A 26,192-nucleotide genomic window follows, 5' to 3' on the forward strand; every position below is an offset into this window, starting at 1 on the left:
GAGTGAATTACAGCGGCTCCAGCTAAGAATGAACCGTTGGATTCGCTGTAACTGTTTGTTTTTACGCATTATCCGACGCAAAACCGCTTCGCACTTTTGCTGGAAATGCTGTAAGTGATTATTGCTACCGTCCGGCATGCATGGGACGCATGTTCCCAAAATGCATACCGCCACCGCTAAAGCCACCACCAAAACCGCGATTACCAAATGCTGGGCGGTTAAACCCGCCGAAGTGACCCTGACCAGATGTGAAGCGCGGCCCCACAACCGGACCGGGGCCCCAGTTACCGCGAACCTGGCCCCGCGGCCATCCACGGCCACCCCATTGTGGACCATGGCCCCAGCGAGGGTTCCAGCCATTGCGCCCACCGCCACGATTGGATTGGCAATTGCGGCCAATACAACCGTTGTAATAGTTTGGCCCGCCTCGCCAACCTGGACCGCCCCAACCCGGCCCCCAATAGCCGCCACCTGTTGCCCAGCCGAGACCTAGACCTAGACCTAGACCGAAACCAGGGGCCCAACCGTCGTTGTAGCCATCATTGCCGACAATTACAGTCGTGTTAGACGGAGCAGCATAAGCGTTGCCGTTATAGGAGCCAAAGCGAACATAACGTGCAGAAACAAACCCAACTCTGTTGCCATTATAGATCTGGCACCAGCTTCCACGACATGACCCCACATTCACGCTAACACCTGCGGGCAGAGCAGCCAAACGCGCATAATTTGCGCCGGGTCCACTGCGAACATTTACGTTTGCAGTCACAGTTGCAGAGGCTGCAAACGCCAATGCCGGAACGGCAACAGCCATAGCAAAAGTCAATCCCCCAACAAACTTATTATTAAGTACTCTCTTAAATAAAAACATCGATACTTCTCCAAATATGCAACTACACAAATGCAATGCGAAGAAATTAACGAAGCAACACATACAACATTAAATAGATTAAATCAAATAAGTCTATTTATGATGGTAAATATCACTATTGTTGATGCGGAATTATAAACATAAGAGTCGTATTACGGATATCATCCAGCAATAAGAATCGAAATTTTATTAAAATTTTATACAAGATAAACTTGGAATAAATGCCTCATCTTCTTACCAAGTAAAATGAAAGCGCCCCGGAGGGAACCGGGGCGCCACGCGGCTTTTAAGGGGGAGAGGGAGGAAAAAAGCCGCGGAACCGGGCCGTCAGGCCAGGTATCTGATATCAAAAGGCCTGCAGAAACAGGCCCTTCGAAGTTTAATTATGGCAGATTACGTGCATCATCCGGCGTCATATACATCGGCATCATATTGGTATCGAGGTGATGCATGACCCAGATGGAGCCAGCAAGCACGATGGCCAGAATGATGACCGTGAAAATGAGCGCGAGGATGTTCCAGCCATTTTCCGACTTCGGATCAAGATGCAGGAAGTAAACCAGATGCACCAGGATCTGAACGACGGCGATACCGAGCACGATGGCTGCGGTAGTCGCAGGCGTGAAGTAACCGTTCATGGCCAGCATGAAGGGAACGACGGTGAGAATAACCGCCAGCACAAAGCCAATCAGATAAGACTTCAGGCTGCCATGTGCGGCTTGATCATGTGTTTCGTGTCCAGAGCTCATCACAATACACCCAGCAGATAGACAAGGGTAAAGACGCCAATCCAGATGATGTCCAGGAAGTGCCAGAAGAGGCTCAAGCACATCACGCGCGTCCGGTTCTTTTCAGTCAGGCCATCGCGCAGAAGCTGGGCCGAAAGCACCAGAATCCAGACCAGACCCGAAGTAATGTGGAGACCATGCGTTCCGACCAGTGCAAAGAATGCCGAAAGGAATGCTGAGCGGTCAGGACCTGCGCCTTCCACGATCAGGTGATGGAATTCATAGATTTCCATAACCAAGAACGCCGCACCAAGCAGGAAGGTTACGCCCAACCAGAACAGAACGCCTGCACGGTTATTCCTGTACATCGACAGCGTCGCCAGACCATAGGTCAGGGACGACACCAGAAGCAGCATGGTTTCAGTCAACACAAACTGCAGGTCGAAGAGTTCACGGCCGGTTGGACCGCCCGCGAACTGATGTGCCAGAACAGCATAGGTTGCAAAGAGACCCGAGAAGAGAACGCAGTCGCTCATCAGGTAGATCCAGAAGCCGACCAGTGTGGTCGACCCTGCATCATGATGGTCTTCGTGAGCGGGATGCTCGTTTCCTCCCTTGAAGGGGCCGGTAGTCGTAACAGTCGCGCTCATGGATCAGGCCTCCTGAGCATTCAGTTGCCGAGTATAGGCGTCTTCGACGCGCTGTACTTCATCGGCCGAGACATAGAAGTCCCTGTCATTGTTGAAGGAGTGGGCGATAGCAACTGCGAAGACAGCGATGAACGATGCAATTGCCAACCACCAGATATGCCACACCATGGCAAAGCCAAATGGAATGCACAGGATACCGATGATGAAGCCCGTTCCGGTGTTCTTTGGCATATGAATGCGCGCGAACTTTTCGGTACGACGAACATAATCGTTCTGCTTCATATCCCACCAGCTGTCGTGATCGCGGACATGCGGCACTTCAGCGAAGTTGTAGAATGGCGGCGGCGACGAAATCGACCACTCGAGTGTACGACCTGTGCCCCATGAGTCGCCATCGACAACGCGCAGCTTTTCGCGATCGCGGATGGAGATCATGATCTGCAGAACCTGGAACACAATACCGCAAAGGATAATCGCGACACCGATAGCAGCAACGATCAGATAGATGTGCCATGCCGGGTTTTCGGTGTGGTTCAGACGACGGGTCATACCCATCAGGCCGAGCACATAGAGCGGCATGAAGGCGAGAATGAAGCCAACGAGCCAGCACCAGAATGCCTTGCGGCCAAGACCTTCATGCAGCTTGAAACCAAATGCTTTTGGCCACCAGTAGATGAGACCGGCAAAGCAGCCGAACAGAACGCCCGAGATGATCACATTGTGGAAGTGGGCGATCAGGAACACGGAGTTGTGCAGTACGAAGTCTGCAGGCGGAACAGCAAGAAGAACGCCCGTCATACCACCAACAACGAAGGTACACATGAAGCCGATGGTCCACATGACCGGCGTTTCCATGCGAACCCGCCCCTTATACATGGTGAAGAGCCAGTTGAAGACTTTTGCACCGGTCGGGATCGAGATGATCATCGTTGCAACGCCGAAGAAGGCGTTTACGCTTGCACCGCCACCCATTGTGAAGAAGTGGTGCACCCAGACAAGGAATGACAGAATGGTAATGGCAACGGTCGCATAAACCATCGATGCATAACCAAACAGACGCTTGCCAGAGAAGGTCGCAATGATTTCAGAGAAAACGCCAAAGCAAGGCAGAACCAGAATATAGACTTCTGGGTGACCCCAGATCCAGATCAGGTTCACATACATCATCGGATTACCGCCACCATCATTGGTGAAGAAGTGGAAATCCAGATAACGGTCAAGCGACAGCAGAGCGAGCGTGACGGTCAGGATCGGGAACGCAGCCACGATCAGGACGTTCGAGCAGAGTGCGGTCCAGGTGAAAACCGGAACCTGCATCATGCCCATGCCGGGTGCGCGCATCTTGATGATGGTTGTGATCAGGTTGACGCCCGAAAGAAGCGTACCCATACCTGAAATCTGCAAGGCCCAGATATAATAGTCGACCCCGACATCTGGACTGAACTCCTTGCCGGAAAGCGGTGGATAGGCCAGCCAGCCGGTCTTGGCGAATTCGCCAACGCCGAGCGAAACGTTGATCAGAATCGCACCAGCAACTGTCAGCCAAAAGCTGAGTGAGTTGAGGTACGGGAACGCAACGTCGCGCGCACCGATCTGAAGCGGTACGGCAAAGTTCATCAGACCGACGATGAAAGGCATTGCCACGAAGAAGATCATGATCACGCCATGGGCGGTGAAAATCTGATCGTAGTGATGTGGCGGCAGAAAGCCTTCATTAGCGCCAGAAGCAAGAGCCTGCTGGGCACGCATCATGACAGCGTCCGAGAAGCCGCGGAACAGCATCACGAAAGCCAGAATAATGTACATAATGCCGATGCGTTTATGATCGACAGAGGTCAGCCAGTCGTTCCATAGTGGACCCCACTTTTTATAGTAGGTAATGGCTGCGAGAATAGCGAGCGCCCCACCAGCTATCGCGGTCAATGTGACCATGATGATAGGCTCGTGATACGGGATCGCTTCGAGCGTAAGTTTTCCGAACATTTCTATTCTTACTTCGATTGGAGTGCGATCAGCGGCTTAGCCCCGTACAATTTCCGGGGCTAAGCCGCATCGGCAAATCAGTTTTCAAGCTGCGACAGGCGCTGCGGCTGAATGGCGCAAATGATGTCATTTGCCCAAAGGCTGAAATCGACTGGCGAAGACTTGCGTAGATTTGCGCGAGCTTCACGAACCATCTGAGCCTGATGCATCTGATCATCCAGGCAGACCGACTTGCCATCCCAGCAACGGTTTACGATGTTATGAAACAGTGCCTTGTCGTTATAAGCAAAATGCTGAACCGGAGCTTTTTCACTTGGCTGAACCAGCGAAGCATAACGCTCACGCGACAGTTCCTGACCAGAAGCCTTTGCATCAGCAACCCACTTGTCAAAGCCGGCCTGATCCAGCGAATGCGCCTTGAAACGCATCTGGGCAAAGCCCTGGCCGCTATAGTTTGCGGAAATGCCGTCGAACACACCTTCGTGGTCAGCAATTAGGTGAAGCTTGGTCTGCATGCTAGGCATGGAATAGACCTGGCTACCGAGTACCGGAATGAAGAAGGAGTTCATGATATTGCTGGAAGTCAGCTTGAAATTGACAGGCACGCCAACAGGCATTGCCATTTCGTTGACAGAGGCAACACCCTGATCCGGATAGATAAACAGCCACTTCCAGTCGAGCGCTACGACTTCGACATTGATTGGCGGAATATTTGATTCCAGCGGACGATAAGGATCGAGCTTATGCGTGCTGATCCAAGTTACCGTTCCGAGAACCACAATAATGGCGCACGGAATAAGCCAGACTGCGGCTTCAATCTTTGTAGAATGATGCCAGTCAGGTTTGTATTCTGCTTTATCGTTGTCGGCGCGATACTTCCACGCGAAGTACAAAGTCATAAAGATGACCGGCAGCACGACGAGAAGCATCAAACCAGTTGCGAAAAGCATAAGATCGCGCTCAGCCACACCGACCTCTCCTTTCGGAGAGAGCAGGACTTGGTTCTCGCAGCCGGCGAGAAACGCCGTGAGGGCCAAGACGGCGAACGAAACGATCGTCCGGGGGGTGCCGTGTTTCATTTGTCTTTCCATCCTGCGCGCAGAGCTTCAGCTCCGGCGCATGCGTCATTTCCTAGTTTTCGGTAAATTCTGAAAATTCCAAAGGAACCGTTATAACGAATAATTCCGTTTGTCACCTGCCTGGAGCAAAATGTACTGGTTCGAAATGTCGCGGCCGGACACGCCACATGAGTCAGAAATGACTCGGAGAACGACAAAATTGATATAGTTTGCCGTAAGTTAGCCATAAATCATGATCTTTTCTAAAACAGATAAATAAAAAAAGAAAAATAACCTAATCGTGATAGAAATTTACTAACGTAAATAGAAATCAATAATTAAAAATTCGACACTAGTACGCATCTAAATTTTAATTTACTTAAATAAAAAAATAAAAACTAATAATAAATCCGACCTGATAGAGACGTATATTTTGTTAAATGTCAACGCAACCGCGCGGAAAGACTCTCAACCCACATCAGCTTTACAGCTTCTATCTGGGAAAATATTCGTTTTCTGAAAGAGATAAACTCCATCGTTGCGAATACCGGTCGTTTCTTAACGATCTCATTTTAGATAAGAGTTCTGACATTACCGGGCAACTTTCATGAAATAGCGACCAAGAGATACGTTCATGATTTTCGCTGAGTGGGCGATTGACGAGGCAGAGGGTGCAATACTGGCTTATACGCTGGTGACGAAGGCGGAGAGTGTTCGCAAAGGCACCTTGCTGACCGAAAATCACATCGAAGCTTTGAAACGGGCGGGAATCAACCGCGTTGTTGCCGCTCGGCTGGAACCCAATGATATTGGCGAAGATGAAGCAGCCCTCATAATAGGACAAAGCCTGATTGGGGATATGATTGAAGCGGGCCCAGCCACAACCGGTCGTGTCAATCTCTTTGCCCGCAGCAACGGTTTGTTTCGTGTTGATGTTGCTGGCATCGATACAATTAATTTGCTCGACCCGCGGATATCAGTGGCGACGTTGAACAATCTTAGCCGTGTTGAACGCGGGCAAATGGTTGCAACCGTCAAAATCATTCCGTTTGCCGTTCCCGGCGCTCTTATTGGAAATATTCGCACAGTCCTCGAGACAGAACAGGTTCTCAAGGTTCATTCGTTTGAGAAAACGAGACTCGGCGTCATTCAGTCACGACTTCCTTCCGTTCGCGAAACAGTACTCGATAAAACCCACGAATTGATCACGAAGCGCGTGCAACACAATTGCGGCTCGGTGATAGCGGAGACGCGTGTAGCCCACGAAACAGCTCCCCTGTCTAAGGCCATAAGTGAGCTGAGCACCAGTTGCGATCTGCTGATTATTTTCAGTGCTTCAGCAGTTGCGGACGAGATCGATATTGTGCCGAGGTCCATCGTTCAGGCCGGAGGAGAAATCCTCCGTATCGGCATTCCCGTTGATCCCGGCAATCTACTCTCGCTCGGAAAGCTCAACGGAAAGTACATCATCGTGGCGCCGGGAACAGCTCGAAGTGCGCGTGAGAATAGTCTCGACCAAGTGCTAGACAGATTAATGGCTGGCTTAGCACTTGATTCAGACGCCCTTGCACGAATGGGCGTCGGTGGACTTCTGCTTTAAAACGATCAAAAGGTGTAATCGAAAACCAAAATCCCACCGAGGCCGCCTTCTGCGGCTTCGACCAGCGCTTTTCCGACTTTTGCGTGCTCTGGGTGGGGCAGATAAGCGTCGCGCGCAGCCGAGTCCACAAAGTCCACAACAAAGCCGTGGCGAAAGCCTTTTTCCAGATTTTCCGGACTGTTGTTATCACCAACACTTACGGCAATGATTCCCTCAATTTTATCTTTCAGAGCGACAACTGCATTCAAAGCCGCGTCAATGCTCGCGCTATCGAGTTCGGCTTTGAATTTAACAAGAACTATATGGCGTATCATGATGAAAATCCGTGCTGTGATAACGTCGAATTAATACTAGCTTGGGTGAACACCCGCGCCAAACCGGTCTTCCGAAACTTATAGCATTTCCAGCAAAGGTGCGAAGCGCCTCCGCAGGGAAATCAGTTCGCCGGACTGATTTCTTTTCCTGCTACGATGCGTCGAAAAATGCGTAAAACCAAACAGTTACAGCAGCCCGAACGATTCAGTCTTAACTGGAGCCGCTGCAGGATAAATATTGCATGTCGGGAATAATTATCATCGCAAAAGTTCATTAACAGCTAAAACGAAAAAGGCCGGGGTGAACCCGACCTTCCGCTCTCATTTAGGTTGCGCCAGTACATCCGTGGTCGCATCACCAAATGAATTCCCGATACAATATGGATATAGCAGCCGAGCATTTCAAGATTGTGACACTCTCAGGAAAACCTTATCGCCGGTACACCAAGAGTGGATTTCACAATCAAAGATGCCGATTAAGCCGCCATCGGTGTTTCGATCGGTTCTGGATGGTTATAATTCCAGACTTCGATCAGGCATTGCTGCATGAGATCAAGATCAACCGGACCAATACGGCTTAATACAAGATCAAGCTCATCCGGCTCCACGCCTCTATTGAGAAGCTCAACGATTGCTTCGATCAGAACTCTTTTATCGTCAAATCTATAGCGCTGCATAAACCTGCTCCGCTAATTGCCCCATTTTGATACATATACACTAAACGCTTATGGTTAACCGAAGCTTACCTGTTGACGATCATTTGAGCTAAAACTGAAATTCTTCAAGCTATAGCGAGCAAATGTCCGATCGGGTCAACCCTGATAACTCAGACAAAAATCAAACATATATTCTCAACGAACAATATTAAGCCTCAATATAACTACATAAAAATCTAATTCAAAGAATAAATGAAAAACTGCTTCATTCAACAATCCTCTTTTAAAGAAAAACATGAACTTCTTCAAAAGATACGCCAATTTCTCGCTCAACCACGTCCAAATATTAAGTCTCAGCGGCTTAATCGGCGCTAGCTTCTTGGGCGGCTATCTTTTTGCGATTCAATACAAAGGTAATATCCATACGATTGTAGCGGGGCAGGCATATCGATCCAACCAACCCGATCCGTCTCGCATCGCTAAATTAAAAGAGCTTTATGGTATTAAAACAATCATCAACCTGCGCGGCGCAGAGCCTGGCGCGAAATGGTATGACGACGAAGTTACAACTTCCAGTGCTCTTGGCATCAAGCTTACGAACTATGCGATGTCATCCAGTCGCCAGCTGACGCCAGAACGGACACGCGAGCTGATTGCACTCATGCAGACTGCTGAAAAGCCAATTCTCATTCATTGCAAAGCTGGATCAGACCGAACTGGTCTTGCCGCAGCACTTTATGTCGCCGCCGTAGCCAAAGGTGGCGAACGCAAGGCCGAAGGGCAAATGTCAATCGCCTATGGTCATTTCGGAATTCCCTTCAGCCCAACCTATGCGATGGAAGAAACTTTTGAGGCCATCGAAGCAGAGCTTGGCTTTCCGAACTCGTAATTCTGCAGCAATTCTTTCGTCTGAAACAAAAACGCCGGGGATAGAACCCCGGCGTTTTCACTTATTTTAAATCAGCAATTAATCGAGACCGACGATCTTGCCATCCGACCACTTGAACACGTCGAAGCTTGGTGACGACAGATCACCCGTTTCGCCGTATGTCAGCTTACCAATAACGGTATCGATTGGCTGACCGTCGCGGAGGGTCTTCGCAACTGCGGCAGAATCATCCGTCGTACCAGCGCGTTCAATACCACTCGCGAGAACTTGGACAGCGGCATATGCATTCATGGTGAATGCTTCGACCGGGATTTTCTTAGCCGTCAGTGCATCGACGGCTTCCTTGGAAGCTGGGTTCTTCGTCGCGTCAACAGCGTTGGTGAAGAGCGTGCCTTCAGCATTGGTGCCGCCGATTGCCCAATATTCGGTGTTGGACAAGCCTTCGCCGCCGAGGATGAGAGCCTTGAGGCCCGCATCATGCAGCTGGCGGGAAAGAAGACCACCTTCACCATGATAGCCACCGAAATAAACGATTTCAGTGCCTGCGGCTTTCAGCTTGGAAACGAGCGCGCTGAAATCCTTGTCACCAGGTGTAACCGAATCATATTGAACTTCGGTGATGCCGTCTTTGTTGATTGCAGCCTTGAAGGAATCTGCAAGACCTTTGCCGTATGCGCCCTTGTCATGAACGATTGCGACTTTCTTGTCTTTGAAGTTCTTCAAGAAGTAAGCAGCCATGACGTCAGCCTGCTGGTCATCGCGGCCGCAGGTGCGGAACACATTTTCCAGACCGCGCGCGGTCAGATCTGGACCGGTTGCGGTTGGCGTAACCATCAGAACGCCATTTTCCGAAAGAACATCAGAAACTGGAATTGCAACGCCGGTCGTAACCGGACCAACCACGAACTTGATGCCATCGCCAACGATCTGGTTCGCTGCCGAAACACCCTGCTTTGGTTCACCTGCATCGTCAGCAAACTTCAAGACGATCTTTTCGCCCTTGATCCCGCCCTTTGCATTGATGACTTCAACGGCGGTTTCCGCGCCCTTCTTAACCTGATCACCATAGGCCGCAACCGGACCTGTCAGCGGTGCAATAACACCGATCGTGATATCTGCATAAGCGGCACCGGCAAAGCCAAGTGTTGCGGCAAAAGCCACGCTGGAAAGCAGTTTCAGATTCATTCTTTTTCTCCTTTGGCGAGGTCTCGCTTTTTCATCGATGACCTCAGACAACCCATGCCGGTCAAATCTCAGCGCGATTGCGCTGCCGAAATGCCGGGCCCTCCCTTTTTTCCATCGTATGATCTCAAAGGGTTAATCTAAAAGCACGCCGCGCCATCATCCATTTAAGGTGCCAGAGCCATAATATTATCCGAAATTGCATCTGCTCTTTCGGAATCATGCTCCAGAACGGGAGCGAGCTTTCATGATGTAATAAGAATGCATTTCCGGCTTCCGATTGCAAGGGGCCAAGTGCCCGCAACTACAACGAAAATCGGCCTCCCATTAAATGCCTATCCTCCTCTTCTCCATGATGGTGATTGCTTTGCAAAAAAGGCCGCAATTCCCTCTGCGGCCTCTGGCGTTTCCCATGTATCCGCAAGGCGGATAAGCGTCATTTCGATGACGGCCTCGTCTATCGGACTTCCCAGCGCATGAACCAACCGCTTTGAGGCAGCAACCGCTGCCGGGGCAGTTGAAAAATACGGCCTGATCTCGGACTCAACTGCCGCATCAAGCTGCTCTGCTTCGACCACCTGATGCAGCAATCCGATATGCTTTGCTTCGTTTGCACCAAACAATCGTGCCGAGGTGAAAGTTCTGAGTGCATGAGCCTGACCGATACGCGCCACCACATAGGGGCTGATCGTTGCCGGGATCAGGCCGAGCTTGGTTTCCGTCAGCCCAAAACGCGCATTAGAAACACCAACTGCCGCATCACAAACGCTAATCAGTCCAACACCACCGCCATATGCCTGCCCATTCACGCGCCCGATCAAAGGTTTCGGCAAGTCGCGCAGCGCCTTCAACATCAGCGCAAGCTTGCGCGCCGCTTCGATACGGTCAGAGCGCGTCGCGTTCACTTGGCTCTGCATCCAGCCAAGATCACCGCCTGCACAAAAACTGGCACCGCTGCCAGTCAACACGACAACCCGTACAGCATCGTCATTGGCAAGCCGAAGCGTGGCAGTCAGAAGCTCATCGATCATCAGACCGGAAAGCGCATTGTGCTGCTCAGGCCGGTTGAGCGTTAGCGTAGCAACGCCACGCTCGTCAGTAGCAAGCTGGATGGTTTCAAACTCTGTCATGCGGCTTTGTCCTGCCGAAGTGCCTGCGCAAACGAAGCTGCTGATCTCAGCTTTTCAATATCAAGACCTGTTTCAAAGCCAAGGCGCTGCAGCATTTCTGCGACTGCCACAGTATCGACATTGCCTTTGGCACCCGGTGCAAATGGACAGCCACCAAGCCCGCCGACTGATGCATCGAACACCCTCAAACCTCTTTCAAGGCTGATCTGAATATTGTCGAGCGCCCGTCCATTGGTATCGTGATAATGGCCCGCAAGACTATGCGCTGGTGCCACATTCAACACCCCATCCAGCATGGCGCTCACAGTTTCGGGCGTGCCGCGCCCAATCGTGTCGCCAAGGCTCACCTCATGGCAACCAAGCGAAAAGAGCTGCTCCGTCACATCGGCAACCGCCTGCGGCGCGGTCGATCCATCATAGGGGCATTCGACAACGCAGCTGACATAGCCGCGAATGGCCAGCCCATCATTGATGGCCGCACCAATCACTGGCGCAAGCCGCTCAATGCTCTCCGCAATCGTGCAGTTGATATTGGCTTTGGAAAAACCTTCGGATGCTGAAATGAAGACGGCAATCTCATCGACATTGGCGCTCGCCGCGAGCTCATAACCCTTCATATTAGGCACGAGCACTGAATAGCGCACGCTGTCGGCACGGCGGATACCGGCCATAACTTCCATAGCATCGGAAAGTTGTGGCACCCATCGTGGGCTGACAAAACTCGTTGCCTCGATGCGGGAATAGCCACAATCGGACAGGCGGTCGATCAACGCAATCTTGTCGGCTGTCGGCACAAAACGCTTCTCGTTTTGCAGGCCGTCACGCGCAGCCATTTCGACGATTTCAACGTGTTCAGCCATGTTCTTCCTCCAATTGGACTAACAGTGCGCCTTCATTGACCTGATCGCCAGCCGCGACGTTCACAGTTGCGACCTTGCCATCTCGCGGCGCAGTCAGTGAAAGCTCCATTTTCATCGCTTCCATCGTCACAAGCCTGTCGCCTTTGGCGACGCTGGCACCTTCAGCGACAGAAACCAGTCGTACCAGTCCTGGCATCGGCGACAGAATACGGCTTTCGCTCGAAGCCTCGTCCTCTGCGCCGATAGACTCGACATAATGAAATATGGTGTCGCGGCCTTCAAACTGCACGGTCACGTCATGGCCGTTGCACGAGACTGTCGCCTCCGCAACGCGGCCATCAACGGCAAAGCGAACGAGAGCATTTTCATAATTGCGGACTTCAACACCGCCAAAAGCAAAACCGAAATGCCTGTCGCCCGTGGTGGTGAAGCTCACCGTATGGCGTTCGCCATGATGATCAAGCAGAACCGAACGCGATCCCTCGTCCCAAAGGCGGAACCCACGCAGGCTGCCCCATGGGTCGCCTTCTTGTGGCAAATCCAGAAGCTCGAGCGCACCCAATGAGGCGAGCGCAAAAGCGATATCTGACGGTTGTTCATCCCTGAACAACACAGCCGACTCGCGGGCAATAAGCCCCGTATCAACATCGCCCGAGCGAAACGCTTCAAGCTTGCAAAGGTCGGACAGGAACTGGCGATTGGTGACAAGTCCGGCGATACGGGTCTTGTTCAAGGCGCTTTCAAGCCGGTTCATCGCCTCGTCGCGGGTAGCGCCATGCGTGATAATCTTGGCAATCATCGGATCGTAGAACGGTGTGATGGTGTCGCCGCTACGCACGCCGGAATCCACCCGCGCATTTTCAGGCGCTGCAAACAACGCAAGCTTACCGGTCGCGGGAAGAAAATCACGCGCCGGGTCTTCGGCATAAAGCCGCGCCTCAAAAGCCCAGCCATGAATGGCAAGCTCGTCCTGACGCTTCGGCAGGGCCTCGCCGGATGCCACGCGCAATTGCCATTCGACCAGATCAAGACCGGTGATCGCTTCCGTCACCGGATGTTCAACCTGTAGCCGCGTGTTCATTTCCATGAAGAAGAAGCGGTCGGATCGCAGCCCTTCCGAGACGTCGGCGATAAACTCCACCGTGCCTGCGCCGGAATAACCAATGGCTTGTGCGGCCCTCACCGCTGCATCGCCCATGACAGCGCGCATGTCAGCGGTCATGCCAGGGGCGGGTGCTTCCTCAATCACCTTTTGATGGCGGCGCTGCAACGAGCAATCGCGCTCAAAAAGATGCACAGCATTACCAAAACTATCGCCAAAGACCTGCACCTCGATATGGCGCGGCTTGGTCATGTATTTTTCCACCAGCACGGCGCTATCGCCAAACGAGGCTTCCGCCTCGCGTCGCGCACTTTCAAGTGCCGCTGCAAAGTCGTCAGAATTATCGACCCGGCGCATACCTTTGCCGCCGCCGCCGGCGCGGGCCTTGATCAGCACGGGGTAGCCGATGCGGTCCGCCTCGCTTTTGAGGAAGGCTTCATCCTGATTGTCGCCATGATAACCGGGCACGACTGGCACACCCGCCTTTTCCATCAGTGCTTTGGCGGCATCCTTTAACCCCATGGCGCGAATGGCTTTCGCCGACGGGCCAATGAAGGTTAGCCCTGCCGCTTCGACCGCATCCACAAAACCGGCATTTTCCGAGAGAAAGCCGTAGCCCGGATGGATCGCCTCTGCGCCCGTATCCATCGCCGCTTTTATGATCGCTTCAATGTTAAGATAGCTTTGCGCAGAAACGGCAGGACCGACGCGCACAGCCTCGTCGGCCATCTCCACATGTAGCGCGTTGGCATCCGCATCGGAATAGATCGCGACTGTGGCAATGCCCATTTTGCGCGCCGTACGAATGATCCGACAGGCAATTTCTCCACGATTGGCAATCAGTATTTTTTGAAACATCTGATCGCCCTCTTTACATTCTGAAGATGCCGAAGCGCGTCGGCTCGACTGGAGCATTCAGCGTTGCAGAAAGCGACAGGCCAAGCACTTCGCGGCTCTTGCGTGGATCGACAATGCCATCATCCCAAAGCCGCGCCGAGGCATAAAGCGGATGGCTCTGGCGCTCGAACATTTCCAGCGTCGGGCGCTTGAACTCCGCCTCCTCTTCCGCAGACCATTTGCCGCCGGTGCGCTCGATCCCCTCACGCTTGACGGTGGCCAGCACACCCGCCGCCTGTTCGCCGCCCATCACCGCAATGCGGCTGTTGGGCCATGTCCACAGGAAGCGCGGCGAATAGGCCCGCCCGGCCATGCCGTAATTGCCTGCGCCATAGGATGCGCCGATCAGCATGGTGATCTTTGGTACATTGGCTGTCGCCACCGCCGTCACCAGCTTGGCACCATGTTTGGCGATGCCTTCGGCCTCATATTTGCGACCGACCATGAAACCAGTGATATTTTGCAGGAAGATCAGCGGAATATTGCGTTGGCAGCAAAGCTCTATGAAATGCGCACCCTTGAGTGCAGCTTCCGAAAACAACACGCCATTATTGGCGATAATGCCCACCGGCATCTCGTAAAGGCTCGCAAAACCGCAAACCAGCGTGGGACCAAATCGCGCCTTGAACTCATCGAAGTCAGAGCCATCGACCAGCCGCGCAATCAGCTCGCGCACGTCGTAGGGAATGCGGGTGTCAGCCGAGACAATCCCGAGAATTTCTTCCGCGTCATAAAGCGGCGCAGCACCTTCGCCCCTCGGAATAAAACCGCGCTTTTGGCTGTTGAGATTGGCGGCGATGGCGCGTGCGATTTGCAGCGCATGGGCATCGTCATTGGCGAGATGATCGGCGACACCGGAAAGCCTTGTATGCGTATCGCCGCCGCCAAGATCTTCCGCGCTCACCACTTCGCCCGTCGCAGCCTTCACCAGCGGCGGACCAGCAAGAAAGATCGTACCCTGATTGCGCACGATGACTGTCTCGTCACTCATAGCAGGCACGTAAGCGCCGCCTGCGGTGCACGATCCCATGACGACCGCGATTTGCGGAATGCCAGCCGCCGACATTTGTGCCTGATTATAAAATATGCGCCCGAAATGGTCGCGATCCGGAAAAACCTCATCCTGATTGGGCAGGTTCGCTCCACCAGAATCAACCAGATAAATGCACGGCAAGCGATTCTCGCCTGCGATCTCCTGCGCACGAAGATGCTTTTTCACGGTGATCGGATAATAGGTGCCGCCCTTTACCGTCGCATCATTGCAGACGATCATGCATTCGCGGCCCGATACGCGGCCAATGCCGGTGATCATACCGCCGGAAGGTGCTGCACCATCATACATGCTATGTGCTGCCGTCAGCCCCACTTCCAGAAACGGCGAACCCGGATCGAGTAGTTGCGCCACACGATCGCGCGGCAGAAGCTTTCCGCGTGCAAGGTGGCGTTCCCGCGCCTTCTCGCCACCGCCATCAATGGCAGTGCGTGATGCTTCCGCCACCAGATCAATCGCTGCAAGCATGGCTTTGCGGTTGGCTTCAAAGGCGGCGCTGCGTGTTGAGATTTCAGATTTCAGAACCGGCATCAGCGGGTCTCCTGAAAGAGTTCCCGTCCGATCAGCATCCGCCGGATTTCCGACGTACCCGCACCGATTTCATAAAGCTTCGCATCCCGCAGAAGACGACCTGTCGGATAATCATTTATATAGCCGTTGCCGCCCAGCGCCTGTATCGCCTGCAACGCCATCTGCGTGGCGTTTTCAGCTGCATAGAGAATGCAGCCTGCCGCATCCTTGCGCGTCGTCTCGCCACGATCACACGCAGCTGCCACCGCATAGACATAGGCGCGCGAAGCGTTGAACAGCACATACATATCGGCAAGCTTGCCCTGCATGAGCTGGAACTCGCCAATCGGCTGGTCGAACTGCTTGCGCTCATGCACATAAGGCATAACCACATCGAGACAGGCCGCCATGATGCCGAGCGGACCGCCCGCCAGCACCACCCGCTCATAATCAAGCCCGGACATCAGCACATTGACGCCCTTGCCTTCCGCTCCAAGCAGATTTTCGGCTGGCACTTCGCAATTCTCAAACACCAGTTCGCAGGTGTTGGAGCCGCGCATACCGAGCTTGTCCAATTTCTGCGCGGTGGAGAAACCTTTGAAACCTTTTTCGACGATAAAGGCACTGATCCCACGCGGACCAGCAGACGGGTCAGTCTTGGCATAAACCACCAGCACTTCGGCATCAGGACCGTTGGTGATCCACATCTTGTTGCCGTTGAGAACGTAACTCTCGCCGCGCTTTTCAGCCGTGAGTTTCATCGAAACGACGTCGGACCCAGCCCCTGGTTCGGACATGGCGAGCGCGCCAACATGCGCGCCGGATATGAGCTTGGGCAGGTATTTTGCACGCTGCTCGAGAGAACCATTACGCTTGATCTGATTGACGCAAAGATTGGAATGCGCACCATAGCTCAGGCCAATCGAGGCCGATGCACGACTGATTTCTTCCATCGCCACGCAATGGGCAAGATAGCCCATGCCTGCGCCACCGTAATCTTCAGATGCGGTGATGCCCAGCACACCGAGATCACCCAGTTCACGCCAGAGATGCATAGGAAATGCGTTATTGCGATCGGTATCAGCGGCAAGCGGCGCAATGCGGCTTTCCGCAAAACGGCGTACCGTATCACGAAGGGCTTCGATCTCCTCGCCAAGACCGAAATTCATGCCCGAAGCAAACATACTCGTCCTCCACAAGTTATGCCCGGCTGCTGTTTTTGAAAACAGCTATGTTCCGGTCAGAGTGTCCCGTGGCGGACGATTAGGCAATGGCTTTGCGCGGCGTTCTGTGGCTATTTATTACCCTATTACGAAATTTTATTTCGCATCAATTTTCCTGAAGCTCGGCAATCTCGCGATAAAGCTCCAGCGCTTGCGGGTTTGCTAGTGCTTCACGGTTTTTCACCTCCCGCCCATGCACGATATCACGCACGGCAAGTTCGACAATTTTTCCAGACTTGGTACGCGGAATATCGCTGACAGCGACTATCTTCGCAGGTACATGGCGCGGTGTGGCACCGGTGCGGATCTTGGTCTTGATACGTGCTTTGAGATCGTCATTGAGCGATGCACCTTCAGCAAGCCGCACAAAGAGCACCACACGCACGTCATTGTCCCAATCCTGCCCGATGCAAAGTGCTTCTGCGATTTCTGCCATCTGCTCTACCTGATTGTAGATTTCCGCCGTACCGATACGCACACCACCCGGATTAAGCGTCGCATCCGAACGGCCATGAATGACGATGCCATCATGTTCGGTCCATTCAGCAAAATCACCATGGCACCAGATATTGTCGAAGCGCTCGAAATAGGCAGCTTGATATTTCGCGCCCTCTGGGTCATTCCAGAATTGCAGCGGCATGCAAGGGAAAGCTTTGGTGCAAACCAGTTCACCTTTTTGCCCGCGCACCGGCTTGCCATCGTCGTCCCAGACATCGACCGCCATACCAAGACCCGCGCCCTGAATTTCGCCTTGCCAGACAGGTTCGGTCGGCACGCCCAGCACAAAACACGAAACGATGTCCGTTCCGCCCGAGATGGATGCCAGATGCACATCCCTCTTGATTGCCTCATATACAAAAGCAAAACCTTCCGGCGACAGCGGCGAGCCGGTCGAGGAAATGGTGCGAAGTGCGGACAGATCGTGGGTTTCACCGGGACGCAGCCCGGCTTTCAAAACGGCGTCGATGAATTTTGCCGACGTGCCGAAATAGGTCATGCCTTCGGATGCCGCATAATCGAACAGTACATTGCCATCGGGATAGAAGGGCGAACCGTCATAGAGCAGAAGTGTCGCGCCTGATGCGATGCCTGACGCCAACCAGTTCCACATCATCCAGCCGCAGGTGGTGAAATAGAAAAATCGGTCGCCTTCGCGAATATCCGCATGCAGGCTATGTTCCTTAAGATGCTGCAACAGCACGCCACCAGCACGATGCACAATGCATTTCGGAATGCCGGTGGTACCTGACGAAAAGAGAATATAGAGCGGGTGGTCGAATGGCAGTCGCGTGAATTCGACAGCTTTTGCAGTGAACGAGGCGAGTGCTGTATCGAGCGTGATACCGTTTGCAGCCTTGCCGCCGACCGCTTCCGCTTCGCCGAGATAGGTAACGAGAACCGAACGCTTGCTGCTCGGTAGCTTGGCTGTGACTTCGGCAATCTTGTCGCTCACATCAATACGTTTGCCGTTGTACCAATAACCGTCGCAGGCAAAGAACAGCTTGGGTTCGATCTGACCAAAGCGATCCAGCACGCCTTGCGCACCAAAATCCGGCGAGCACGAAGACCACACCGCACCAATAGACGAAGCTGCCAGCATCAGCGCAACCGCTTCCGGCATATTGGGCATCATGCCTGCAATGCGATCTCCAGGCTTCACCCCTTCTGCCAGCATGAATTGCTGGAGCTTCGAGACTAGCGCGTGCAGATCATCCCATGTCAGGCGGCGCTCGACTTTGTCTTCGCCACGAAAGATGATCGCCTCGCCATCGCCTTTATAGCGCAGGAGGTTTTCAGCAAAATTGAGTTTGGCATCGGGGAAGAATTTTGCCTCACGCATATGACCTTTATCGATCAGCGCTGTTTCCCCACGTTCACCGATGATCTCGCAAAAGTCCCAGATGAGTGTCCAGAAAGCTGCACGATCTTCAATCGACCAGCGATGCAGGGCCTGATAATCAGCCAGACCTTGCCCCGTAAGCTTTTCTGCACGCAAACGGAATTGCTCCAGATTACTTGCCGCAATGCGTTTTGCATCAGGTTGCCACAATGGCTGGCTGTCAGCGGAAACGGCCTCGATACTCATCATTCCTCCCAGAATCATGCTCGATCACTTGCAGCGCAAATCATCAATGTGTGGGCAAATTTCTATGGGAGTGTTGAGGAAACGTCCACGGGTTTTAATGAAGGAAACGAAGCAGTACTCAAACTGAGCCTTGCTTACTTGTTCCGTCATCTCCCCGAAAAATCAGTAGTTTTGGTACCTGATCAATAACTTATAATGAAATCCATATTGCAGGTGCATCGTTTTGGGTTGCCGATAAATACCGGGTCAGCGATGACTGATAATAATGAAACTTCTGAAAAGCAGTTCAATTAGGATATCGAACGGCAGCTATTCGCCCATCTGGAGCATTTCCTGTTCTGATTGAGTCATTGGAAATGCTCTATACGTTTGTTTTTACGCGCATCTTTTTCCGAAAACCGCTTCGCACTTTTCGGGATGCGCTCTAAATTAACTCTATCTGGGGTTGGCGTTCTGTCAGGCTGACTGTGTGGGAGAAGCCGTTTCCACAACGATATCAGGCGTCCGGTTCTCCCAAGTATTAATCTTTGCCACCAGCCAGCGATTAACCGGGTTTTCGAAAAAATGATAAGCGACGATGGCTGCCCCGATGCTTACCAGAACACCTGCACCGATCAAAAGAACTGCTTCGAGCGTATTCTGCCCCCAGCTTTTAGGCAGTGCATTGAAGAAAAATAGTCCGATCAGCGGATGCAGAATGAAAATTCCAAAGCTGTAGCGGGCGAGCTGGACAAAGCCGCTCCATCGCAACGGCGTATAGAGTTGCTGTGTACTGGCGGCATAAAGCATGTACATGCAGAAATAGAGGAAGAGGAGCCGTTTTGGCCCTTCCAGCGTTGCAGTATCAGTATCACTGCCCGACGGGTGATAGAACAGAAACACGATCATGCAGGCTGCAAGCGCGATCTTGATAAGCCACTTTGGCAAAGCGCTCTGCTCGCGTCTCGCAAGCCACATACCGAAAAGGAATGACGGCAGAGCACGGAACACACCAACATCGGCAAACTGGATTCGGGTGAGCGATGATGCGCCAAGTAATCGCGCCAGATAATCACCGCCAATGATTGCAGCGACAATAATAACGAGAAGCCAGCCTCCCAGCCGCTTGCATAGAAGATCAAACAAGGGGAAGCACAAATACATCATGAAAAGCGCACTGAGCGACCAACTGACATAATTATAGGAGAAGGTCTGCCCCATTCCCCAATTGTGAATCAGCAGCAATTGCGCAAACCCAGTCCACCAGCTCATGTTCGGCTGTGTAGAGGGATGCAACATGCCCCAGGCAGTCAGAACGGATATGAGAGCGAAGCAGGAAAACACCACGGCATGAAGCGGATAGATGCGCGCCAAGCGCCTTCCTACAAAGCTCACATAATGGCGAGCACCCCAAACATAATTGCGACGCCGCCCGAGGAAAAGACCGGATACAATGAAAAAGATATCCGTAAAATAAGCAAATGTTAATATAACATTTTGGATAGCGTCGTTCTTTACGGAAATCCGAAAAGAATAATGAAAGAGCGCGATTCCGATACACAATAAAAATCGCATACCGTCGAAATCAGAAAGTCTTTTCATTCAACGTATCGCAGAGTTTTACTTCATTGATATGTCAGTAGCAACTTTTTGGGAAAAGTCGAGATGCGTTACAACCCCTGCGACCATTCGGTCGTGTGCAATGATCTATCGTAAATCTCGATATAAATGATTTGGAAAATTTGGTGGAGCCAAGCGGGATCGAACCGCTGACCTCTTGCATGCCATGCAAGCGCTCTCCCAGCTGAGCTATGGCCCCATCAGACCTCTTTCGAGGTGGGCCAGACAGGAATTTCTGTCCGGTGTGGCGGCTTATTAAATGGCTCGTTACAGAAGATCAAGAGCTAAATCGCAACTCTTTTCGTATCGGGCAAATTAATTTGCCCGTTGTGCAGATTCGCCCCGCAATCTGGAACAGAACATTGCCGTTAACCCGCCTAAATGCATAAGGGCGGCCCACTGGACCGCCCTGCAAAAAAGCTTGGTGAAGAAGACGATCAGCCTTCTTCGTCTTCACCACCGACGCCGCCGCCGAGAATGCCCGACATGTCGTCGTCTTCATCTTCCTCTTCTTCAAGGAAGGTGTCTTCATCGTCGTCGCCCAGATCGACATCGTCGTCGATATCCGGAAGATCTTCGCCACCCTTCGATTCGTCGTCCGCGTCCTCAAGGGAAACGAATTCCGGCTTTTCGAGTGCCGTATCCAGTTCTTCCTCTTCGGTTTCCTCTTCGACCGCACGGCTTTCTGCTACGGTCGCTTCGAAATACGAACGCGGGTAGGAAATGCCGGTGTAAGGCGAAACAATCGGATCACGATTGAGGTCGTAAAACTTCTTGCCCGTTTCCGGGTCAATGCGCTTGGTACCAAGTTCAGTTTTTGCCACGTTTAGCCTCGTGAGTTTTTATCCCTGTCGTGCCTGTGGCACTCCACGCCTGATGTTTCCCGCGTAGCACTCGCAGCATTTCTGCCACTTGTTCACCCGGGGACACAAATTCATTCAACCGCGCCTGCCATGACTACATACATGTTGCTCGCCATCATACTCAATAACCGTAAACGGTCGAGAGAAGGCGTAAGGCGCGCCTTACGGTGTTGTTCGGTGCATAAACGCAATTTGCAGCTTTTGTCAAAGCTAAAGACTCGTTGCAGCCCCGATAGTCTTAAAGAGAGCTCTCTTTAAAGACGTATTCGCGGATGACCCCGCCCCGTTCATGTGCTAGGAAGCTGCCGCTTTGATTAATCCAGCGTGAATAACGCCAAAATGAGACAGTGAAGAATCCATGTCCCATTCCGCTACCCCGAAACCTGCAACCGCCCGCCGCTCGGAGGCTTTAACGGGCGAAATCCGCATTCCGGGTGACAAATCCATCTCGCATCGTTCCTTCATGTTCGGCGGCCTTGCTTCGGGTGAAACCCGCATCACCGGCCTGCTCGAAGGCGAAGACGTCATCAATACCGGCCGCGCCATGCAGGCGATGGGCGCCAAGATTCGCAAAGACGGCGATATCTGGGTCATCAACGGTGTCGGCAATGGCTGCCTGTTGCAACCTGAAGCACCGCTCGATTTCGGCAATGCCGGAACCGGCGCCCGCCTGACCATGGGCCTTGTCGGCACTTACGACATGACGACAACCTTTATCGGTGATGCATCACTGACATCGCGTCCGATGGGCCGTGTGCTCAATCCGCTGCGTGAAATGGGCGTACAGGTGAAGGCCGCAGAAGGCGACCGTCTGCCGCTGACATTGACCGGCCCAAAGACTGCAAACCCGATCAGCTATCGCGTGCCTATGGCATCTGCTCAGGTGAAGTCGGCAGTTCTGCTCGCTGGTCTCAATACGCCAGGTGTCACAACCGTCATTGAACCTGTCATGACGCGCGATCACACCGAAAAGATGCTTCAGGGCTTCGGTGCCGATCTTACTGTCGAAACCGACAAGGATGGCGTGCGCCATATCCGTATCGTCGGACAGGGCAAGCTTACGGGCCAGACCATCGACGTACCGGGTGATCCATCCTCGACAGCCTTCCCGCTGGTTGCAGCTCTGCTGGTCGAAGGTTCGGATGTTACCATCCGTAACGTGCTGATGAACCCGACCCGCACCGGCCTTATCCTGACGTTGCAGGAAATGGGCGCAGACATCGAAATCATCGATCCACGCCTTGCTGGCGGTGAAGATGTTGCCGATCTGCGCGTTAAATCATCGAAGCTCAAGGGTGTCACGGTTCCTCCGGAACGCGCACCATCGATGATCGATGAATATCCGGTCCTGGCGATTGCGGCTTCTTTTGCCGAAGGCGAAACCGTCATGGACGGCCTCGACGAGCTGCGTGTGAAGGAATCAGATCGTCTGGCAGCTGTTGCGCGCGGCCTTGAAGCCAATGGTGTCGATTGCACCGAAGGCGAGATGTCGCTGACGGTTCGCGGTCGTCCAGACGGCAAAGGCCTTGGTGGCGGTACAGTGGCAACGCATCTCGATCACCGCATTGCGATGAGCTTCCTCGTCATGGGGCTGACCGCTGAAAAGCCAGTCACGGTCGATGACAGCACGATGATTGCAACCTCGTTCCCGGAATTCATGACCATGATGCCCGGCCTTGGTGCAAAAATCGAAGTCAGCGAGCAGCAATGACAAGTTTCGTCGTAGCCATCGACGGACCAGCAGCTTCGGGCAAGGGAACCCTTGCCCGGCGCATTGCCATTCATTACGGCATGCCGCATCTCGATACCGGCCTCACCTATCGTGCAGTGGCGAAAGCGCTGCTCGATCAGGGGCTGCCGCTCGATGATGAGGCGATTGCCGCAGATGTGGCGCTTCATCTTGACCTTCATCAGATGGACAAGGCTGTTCTTTCAGCCCATGCCATTGGTGAGGCGGCATCGAAAGTAGCAGTGATGCCTGCCGTGCGACGCGCTCTTGTTGAAGCCCAGCGCGGTTTCGCCAATGCATTGCCGTCAAGCGTACTTGATGGCCGCGATATTGGAACGGTGGTCTGCCCGGAGGCTGAGATAAAGCTTTTTGTGACGGCATCGCCTGAAGTGCGCGCACAACGCCGCTTTGAGGAAATCGTTGCAAAAGGCGGAACGGCTGATCTCGATGAAATTCTGGCCGATCTCAGGAAGCGCGATGAGCGTGACATGAACCGCACCGATTCTCCGCTCAGGCCCGCTGAAGACGCGCACTTGCTAGATACGAGCGAAATGAGTATAGAAGCGGCATTTCTTGCAGCAAAAAAGCTGATTGATCACGCTTTCGCGCAGCACAAGGCATAATATCGGGACAGTTTAACGACTTTCTGATAAGATAGGCCTTGGAAATGCTGGATAATTCCGGGTTTGTTCCTATATAGGTCTCACCCATATTTATAACCTGACTTCGCGTTCCATGCGCCGGTTGTCTCAAAGAGACGGAGCCGAAGGACAGGCCTAACGCAACTCTAACCCCCGGCGCCGCATCCGATGTTGTTTCAAACCGGATGCATCAGGAGTATTTATGTCTGAATTCAATCCCTCCCTCGCAGACTTCGAGTCGCTGCTGGCCGAATCCTTTGCCAACAATGACCTTGCAGAAGGTTATGTTGTAAAGGGTCGCATCGTTGCCATCGAAAAAGACATGGCAATCATCGATGCTGGCCTCAAGGTCGAAGGTCGCGTACCGCTGAAGGAATTCGGCGCGAAGGGCAAAGACGGCTCGATGAAGCCGGGCGACGAAGTTGAAGTTTACGTTGAGCGCATCGAAAACGCACTCGGCGAAGCTGTTCTGTCGCGCGAAAAAGCACGTCGTGAAGAAAGCTGGGGCAAGCTCGAGCAGAAGTTCGCCAATGGCGAGCGCGTCGACGGCGTCATCTTCAATCAGGTCAAGGGTGGTTTCACCGTCGATCTGGACGGTGCAGTTGCATTCCTTCCACGTTCGCAGGTCGACATTCGTCCGATCCGCGACGTTACCCCGCTTATGCACGTCCCACAGCCTTTCGAAATCCTCAAGATGGACAAGCGTCGCGGCAACATCGTTGTCTCGCGTCGTACCGTTCTTGAAGAAAGCCGTGCGGAACAGCGTTCGGAAATCGTTCAGAACCTTGAAGAAGGTCAGGTTGTTGAAGGCGTTGTCAAGAACATCACCGATTACGGTGCGTTCGTTGACCTCGGCGGCATCGACGGCCTCCTGCACGTTACCGACATGGCATGGCGCCGCGTCAACCATCCATCGGAAATCCTCACCATCGGCCAGACCGTTAAGGTGCAGATCATCCGTATCAACCAGGATACCCATCGTATCTCGCTCGGCATGAAGCAGCTCGAGAACGATCCTTGGGATGGCATCGGCGCGAAGTACCCGATCGGCAAAAAGATCACCGGTACTGTCACGAACATCACCGACTACGGTGCATTCGTCGAAATCGAGCCAGGCATCGAAGGTCTGATCCACGTTTCGGAAATGTCGTGGACCAAGAAGAACGTGCATCCAGGCAAGATCCTGTCGACCACTCAGGAAGTCGAAGTTGTTGTGCTCGAAGTTGATCCGGTCAAGCGCCGTATCTCCCTCGGTCTCAAGCAGACCCTCGACAACCCATGGACGACCTTCGCTCAGAAGTACCCTCAGGGCACGATCGTTGAAGGTGAAGTTAAGAACAAGACCGAATTCGGCCTGTTCATTGGTCTCGACGGCGACGTCGACGGCATGGTTCACCTCTCCGACCTCGACTGGAACCGTCCAGGCGAACAGGTCATCGAAGAGTACAACAAGGGTGAAGTCGTTAAGGCTGTCGTTCTCGACGTTGACGTTGAGAAGGAACGCATCTCGCTCGGCATCAAGCAGCTTTCCGGCGACAAGGTCGGTGAAGCAGCAGCTTCGGGTGATCTGCGCAAGAACGCCGTTGTAACCTGTGAAGTAACCGCTGTTACCGATGGCGGTCTTGAAGTTCGCCTGGTCGATCACGACCTCGAAAGCTTCATCAAGCGCTCGGATCTGTCGCGTGATCGTGACGAACAGCGCCCAGAACGCTTCACGGTTGGTCAGAAGGTTGACGCTCGCGTCATCGCTTTCGACAAGAAGACCCGCAAGTTGCAGGTCTCGATCAAGGCGCTCGAAATCGCTGAAGAAAAAGAAGCAGTTGCTCAGTACGGTTCGTCCGACTCAGGCGCTTCGCTCGGCGATATTCTTGCTGCAGCAATGAAGAAGTCGGAAAACAACTAAGTTTTCCGTCCCTTCGACTGAACATGAGAAAGCCCGCCAAATGGCGGGCTTTTTCTTTATCCTGATCGCGGACAAGCATTGGAAATGCGCCGACCTGCATTTTCCATAGACATCAGGCTACAGACGTTTGTTCCGCAGCCACCTGATCCAGAATTTCCTGACGCTGCTCTTTGGTCAGATGATCGAAAAACAACACACCGTCCATATGGTCGATTTCGTGCTGAAAACATGTTGCCAGAATACCATCAGCTTCGATCTGGTGTTTCTCACCCTCAAGATCGGTATAGCTGACAGTAATACGCGCTGGACGTGATACAGAACTCCGATAAGGCCCGACCGAAAGGCAACCTTCATCGTAGCTGCTTTGTTCCTCGGAGGAAGCAACGATCTCTGGATTGATCGCAATCAGCGGCTTGCGTTCGCCATCCCGGTAATTCACGTCAATGGCCGTGATACGCAGGAGCTTTCCCACCTGAACTGCGGCAATGCCGACACCACCCGAATTATACATCGTATCAAGCATATCCTGCGCAAAACCGCGAATATCGCCGTCGATGGTTTCGACAGGCAGAGAGACCTCGCGCAAAAACGGATCTGGGATTTTGGTAAGCGGTAATACTGCCATTTCTAATCTCGCAAGTCGTTGATCAGCTATGACTTATCGCAGCAT

At 52.9% G+C, this 26,192-nt stretch carries 22 protein-coding genes and 1 tRNA gene; 5 read left to right on the plus strand and 18 right to left on the minus strand.

What is annotated here, in order from left to right; all coding sequences use genetic code 11:
- Positions 1-124 precede the first annotated feature (124 nt).
- The 5 genes from ABWV94_RS05675 to cyoA form a co-directional block, all read right to left on the minus strand.
- A complete protein-coding gene (locus ABWV94_RS05675; protein ID WP_353412802.1) occupies positions 125-868 on the minus strand; it encodes an SH3 domain-containing protein in 744 nt (247 codons plus the stop codon).
- A 383-nt stretch (positions 869-1,251) separates the two neighbouring features.
- Positions 1,252-1,617, minus strand: coding sequence for a cytochrome o ubiquinol oxidase subunit IV (gene cyoD, locus ABWV94_RS05680; protein ID WP_007873008.1), 366 nt, complete (start codon positions 1,615-1,617; stop codon positions 1,252-1,254).
- A complete protein-coding gene (gene cyoC / locus ABWV94_RS05685) occupies positions 1,617-2,246 on the minus strand; it encodes a cytochrome o ubiquinol oxidase subunit III (RefSeq protein WP_007873006.1) in 630 nt (209 codons plus the stop codon). The genes cyoD and cyoC overlap by 1 nt, the downstream gene beginning before the upstream one ends.
- A gap of 3 nt (positions 2,247-2,249) precedes the next feature.
- A complete protein-coding gene (gene cyoB / locus ABWV94_RS05690; RefSeq protein ID WP_007873004.1) occupies positions 2,250-4,229 on the minus strand; it encodes a cytochrome o ubiquinol oxidase subunit I in 1,980 nt (659 codons plus the stop codon).
- Between the two features lie 77 nt (positions 4,230-4,306).
- Complete coding sequence (gene cyoA, locus ABWV94_RS05695) at positions 4,307-5,308, minus strand: ubiquinol oxidase subunit II (protein ID WP_064322346.1); 1,002 nt, start codon at positions 5,306-5,308, stop codon at positions 4,307-4,309.
- Positions 5,309-5,921: 613 nt separating this feature from the next.
- Between cyoA and ABWV94_RS05700 the strand changes: the two genes are divergently transcribed.
- Positions 5,922-6,887 carry a molybdopterin-binding protein gene (locus tag ABWV94_RS05700; protein WP_113496094.1) on the plus strand — a complete coding sequence of 322 codons (966 nt, stop codon included), beginning with the start codon at positions 5,922-5,924 and terminating at the stop codon, positions 6,885-6,887.
- 5 nt (positions 6,888-6,892) lie between these two features.
- On the opposite strand, the gene ABWV94_RS05705 is transcribed toward ABWV94_RS05700, so the two are convergent.
- Together ABWV94_RS05705 and ABWV94_RS05710 are read right to left on the minus strand one after the other, a co-directional pair.
- The gene (locus tag ABWV94_RS05705) at positions 6,893-7,201 is read right to left on the minus strand and encodes a Dabb family protein (protein WP_113496095.1); all 309 of its coding nucleotides are present in this window, start codon (positions 7,199-7,201) and stop codon (positions 6,893-6,895) included.
- Positions 7,202-7,677: 476 nt separating this feature from the next.
- Entirely contained in the window at positions 7,678-7,878 is a 201-nt protein-coding gene (locus ABWV94_RS05710) for a hypothetical protein (protein ID WP_007873000.1), read from the minus strand.
- A 274-nt stretch (positions 7,879-8,152) separates the two neighbouring features.
- Here ABWV94_RS05710 and ABWV94_RS05715 point away from each other — a divergent pair, with 274 nt between their 5' ends.
- On the plus strand, positions 8,153-8,746 hold the full coding sequence (locus ABWV94_RS05715; RefSeq protein ID WP_007872999.1) for a tyrosine-protein phosphatase: 594 nt from the start codon (positions 8,153-8,155) through the stop codon (positions 8,744-8,746).
- A gap of 78 nt (positions 8,747-8,824) precedes the next feature.
- Here ABWV94_RS05715 and ABWV94_RS05720 read toward each other — a convergent pair whose 3' ends face one another.
- From ABWV94_RS05720 to ABWV94_RS05765, 10 genes are all read right to left on the minus strand, one after another.
- On the minus strand, positions 8,825-9,931 hold the full coding sequence (locus ABWV94_RS05720) for an ABC transporter substrate-binding protein (protein WP_007872998.1): 1,107 nt from the start codon (positions 9,929-9,931) through the stop codon (positions 8,825-8,827).
- A 332-nt stretch (positions 9,932-10,263) separates the two neighbouring features.
- Entirely contained in the window at positions 10,264-11,058 is a 795-nt protein-coding gene (locus tag ABWV94_RS05725; protein WP_113496096.1) for a crotonase/enoyl-CoA hydratase family protein, read from the minus strand.
- Complete coding sequence (locus ABWV94_RS05730; protein WP_113496097.1) at positions 11,055-11,918, minus strand: hydroxymethylglutaryl-CoA lyase; 864 nt, start codon at positions 11,916-11,918, stop codon at positions 11,055-11,057. Before ABWV94_RS05730 ends, ABWV94_RS05725 begins: the two co-directional genes overlap by 4 nt.
- Complete coding sequence (locus ABWV94_RS05735; protein WP_113496098.1) at positions 11,911-13,878, minus strand: acetyl/propionyl/methylcrotonyl-CoA carboxylase subunit alpha; 1,968 nt, start codon at positions 13,876-13,878, stop codon at positions 11,911-11,913. Before ABWV94_RS05735 ends, ABWV94_RS05730 begins: the two co-directional genes overlap by 8 nt.
- Positions 13,879-13,891: 13 nt before the next feature.
- A complete protein-coding gene (locus ABWV94_RS05740) occupies positions 13,892-15,499 on the minus strand; it encodes a carboxyl transferase domain-containing protein (protein WP_113496099.1) in 1,608 nt (535 codons plus the stop codon).
- Positions 15,499-16,647, minus strand: a complete 1,149-nt coding sequence (locus tag ABWV94_RS05745; protein ID WP_353412936.1) for an isovaleryl-CoA dehydrogenase — start codon at positions 16,645-16,647, stop codon at positions 15,499-15,501. The genes ABWV94_RS05740 and ABWV94_RS05745 overlap by 1 nt, the downstream gene beginning before the upstream one ends.
- Before the next feature lie 160 nt (positions 16,648-16,807).
- Entirely contained in the window at positions 16,808-18,787 is a 1,980-nt protein-coding gene (locus ABWV94_RS05750; protein ID WP_113496101.1) for an acetoacetate--CoA ligase, read from the minus strand.
- A gap of 456 nt (positions 18,788-19,243) precedes the next feature.
- Complete coding sequence (locus ABWV94_RS05755) at positions 19,244-20,368, minus strand: acyltransferase family protein (RefSeq protein ID WP_113496102.1); 1,125 nt, start codon at positions 20,366-20,368, stop codon at positions 19,244-19,246.
- Positions 20,369-20,509: 141 nt separating this feature from the next.
- Positions 20,510-20,585, minus strand: a tRNA-Ala gene (locus ABWV94_RS05760).
- Positions 20,586-20,823: 238 nt separating this feature from the next.
- Positions 20,824-21,210 (minus strand): TIGR02300 family protein, encoded by a 387-nt coding sequence (locus ABWV94_RS05765; protein WP_007872981.1) that lies wholly within the window; start codon positions 21,208-21,210, stop codon positions 20,824-20,826.
- 397 nt (positions 21,211-21,607) lie between these two features.
- On the opposite strand from ABWV94_RS05765, the gene aroA reads away from it, so the two are divergent.
- The 3 genes from aroA to rpsA all read left to right on the plus strand — a co-directional run bounded on the left by aroA (position 21,608) and on the right by rpsA (position 25,522).
- The gene (gene aroA, locus ABWV94_RS05770) at positions 21,608-22,960 is read left to right on the plus strand and encodes a 3-phosphoshikimate 1-carboxyvinyltransferase (protein WP_064322336.1); all 1,353 of its coding nucleotides are present in this window, start codon (positions 21,608-21,610) and stop codon (positions 22,958-22,960) included.
- Positions 22,957-23,601: a (d)CMP kinase gene (gene cmk, locus ABWV94_RS05775; protein WP_079211343.1), complete on the plus strand. Its 645-nt coding sequence runs from the start codon at positions 22,957-22,959 to the stop codon at positions 23,599-23,601. Before aroA ends, cmk begins: the two co-directional genes overlap by 4 nt.
- A 220-nt stretch (positions 23,602-23,821) precedes the next feature.
- Positions 23,822-25,522, plus strand: coding sequence for a 30S ribosomal protein S1 (gene rpsA, locus ABWV94_RS05780; RefSeq protein WP_007872977.1), 1,701 nt, complete (start codon positions 23,822-23,824; stop codon positions 25,520-25,522).
- Positions 25,523-25,634: 112 nt separating this feature from the next.
- On the opposite strand, the gene def is transcribed toward rpsA, so the two are convergent.
- A complete protein-coding gene (gene def / locus ABWV94_RS05785) occupies positions 25,635-26,147 on the minus strand; it encodes a peptide deformylase (RefSeq protein ID WP_113496103.1) in 513 nt (170 codons plus the stop codon).
- Positions 26,148-26,192: the final 45 nt, after the last annotated feature.

Origin of the sequence: Brucella sp. NBRC 12953 (assembly GCF_040369775.1) — a bacterium.
Taxonomy (GTDB): domain Bacteria; phylum Pseudomonadota; class Alphaproteobacteria; order Rhizobiales; family Rhizobiaceae; genus Brucella; species Brucella pseudogrignonensis.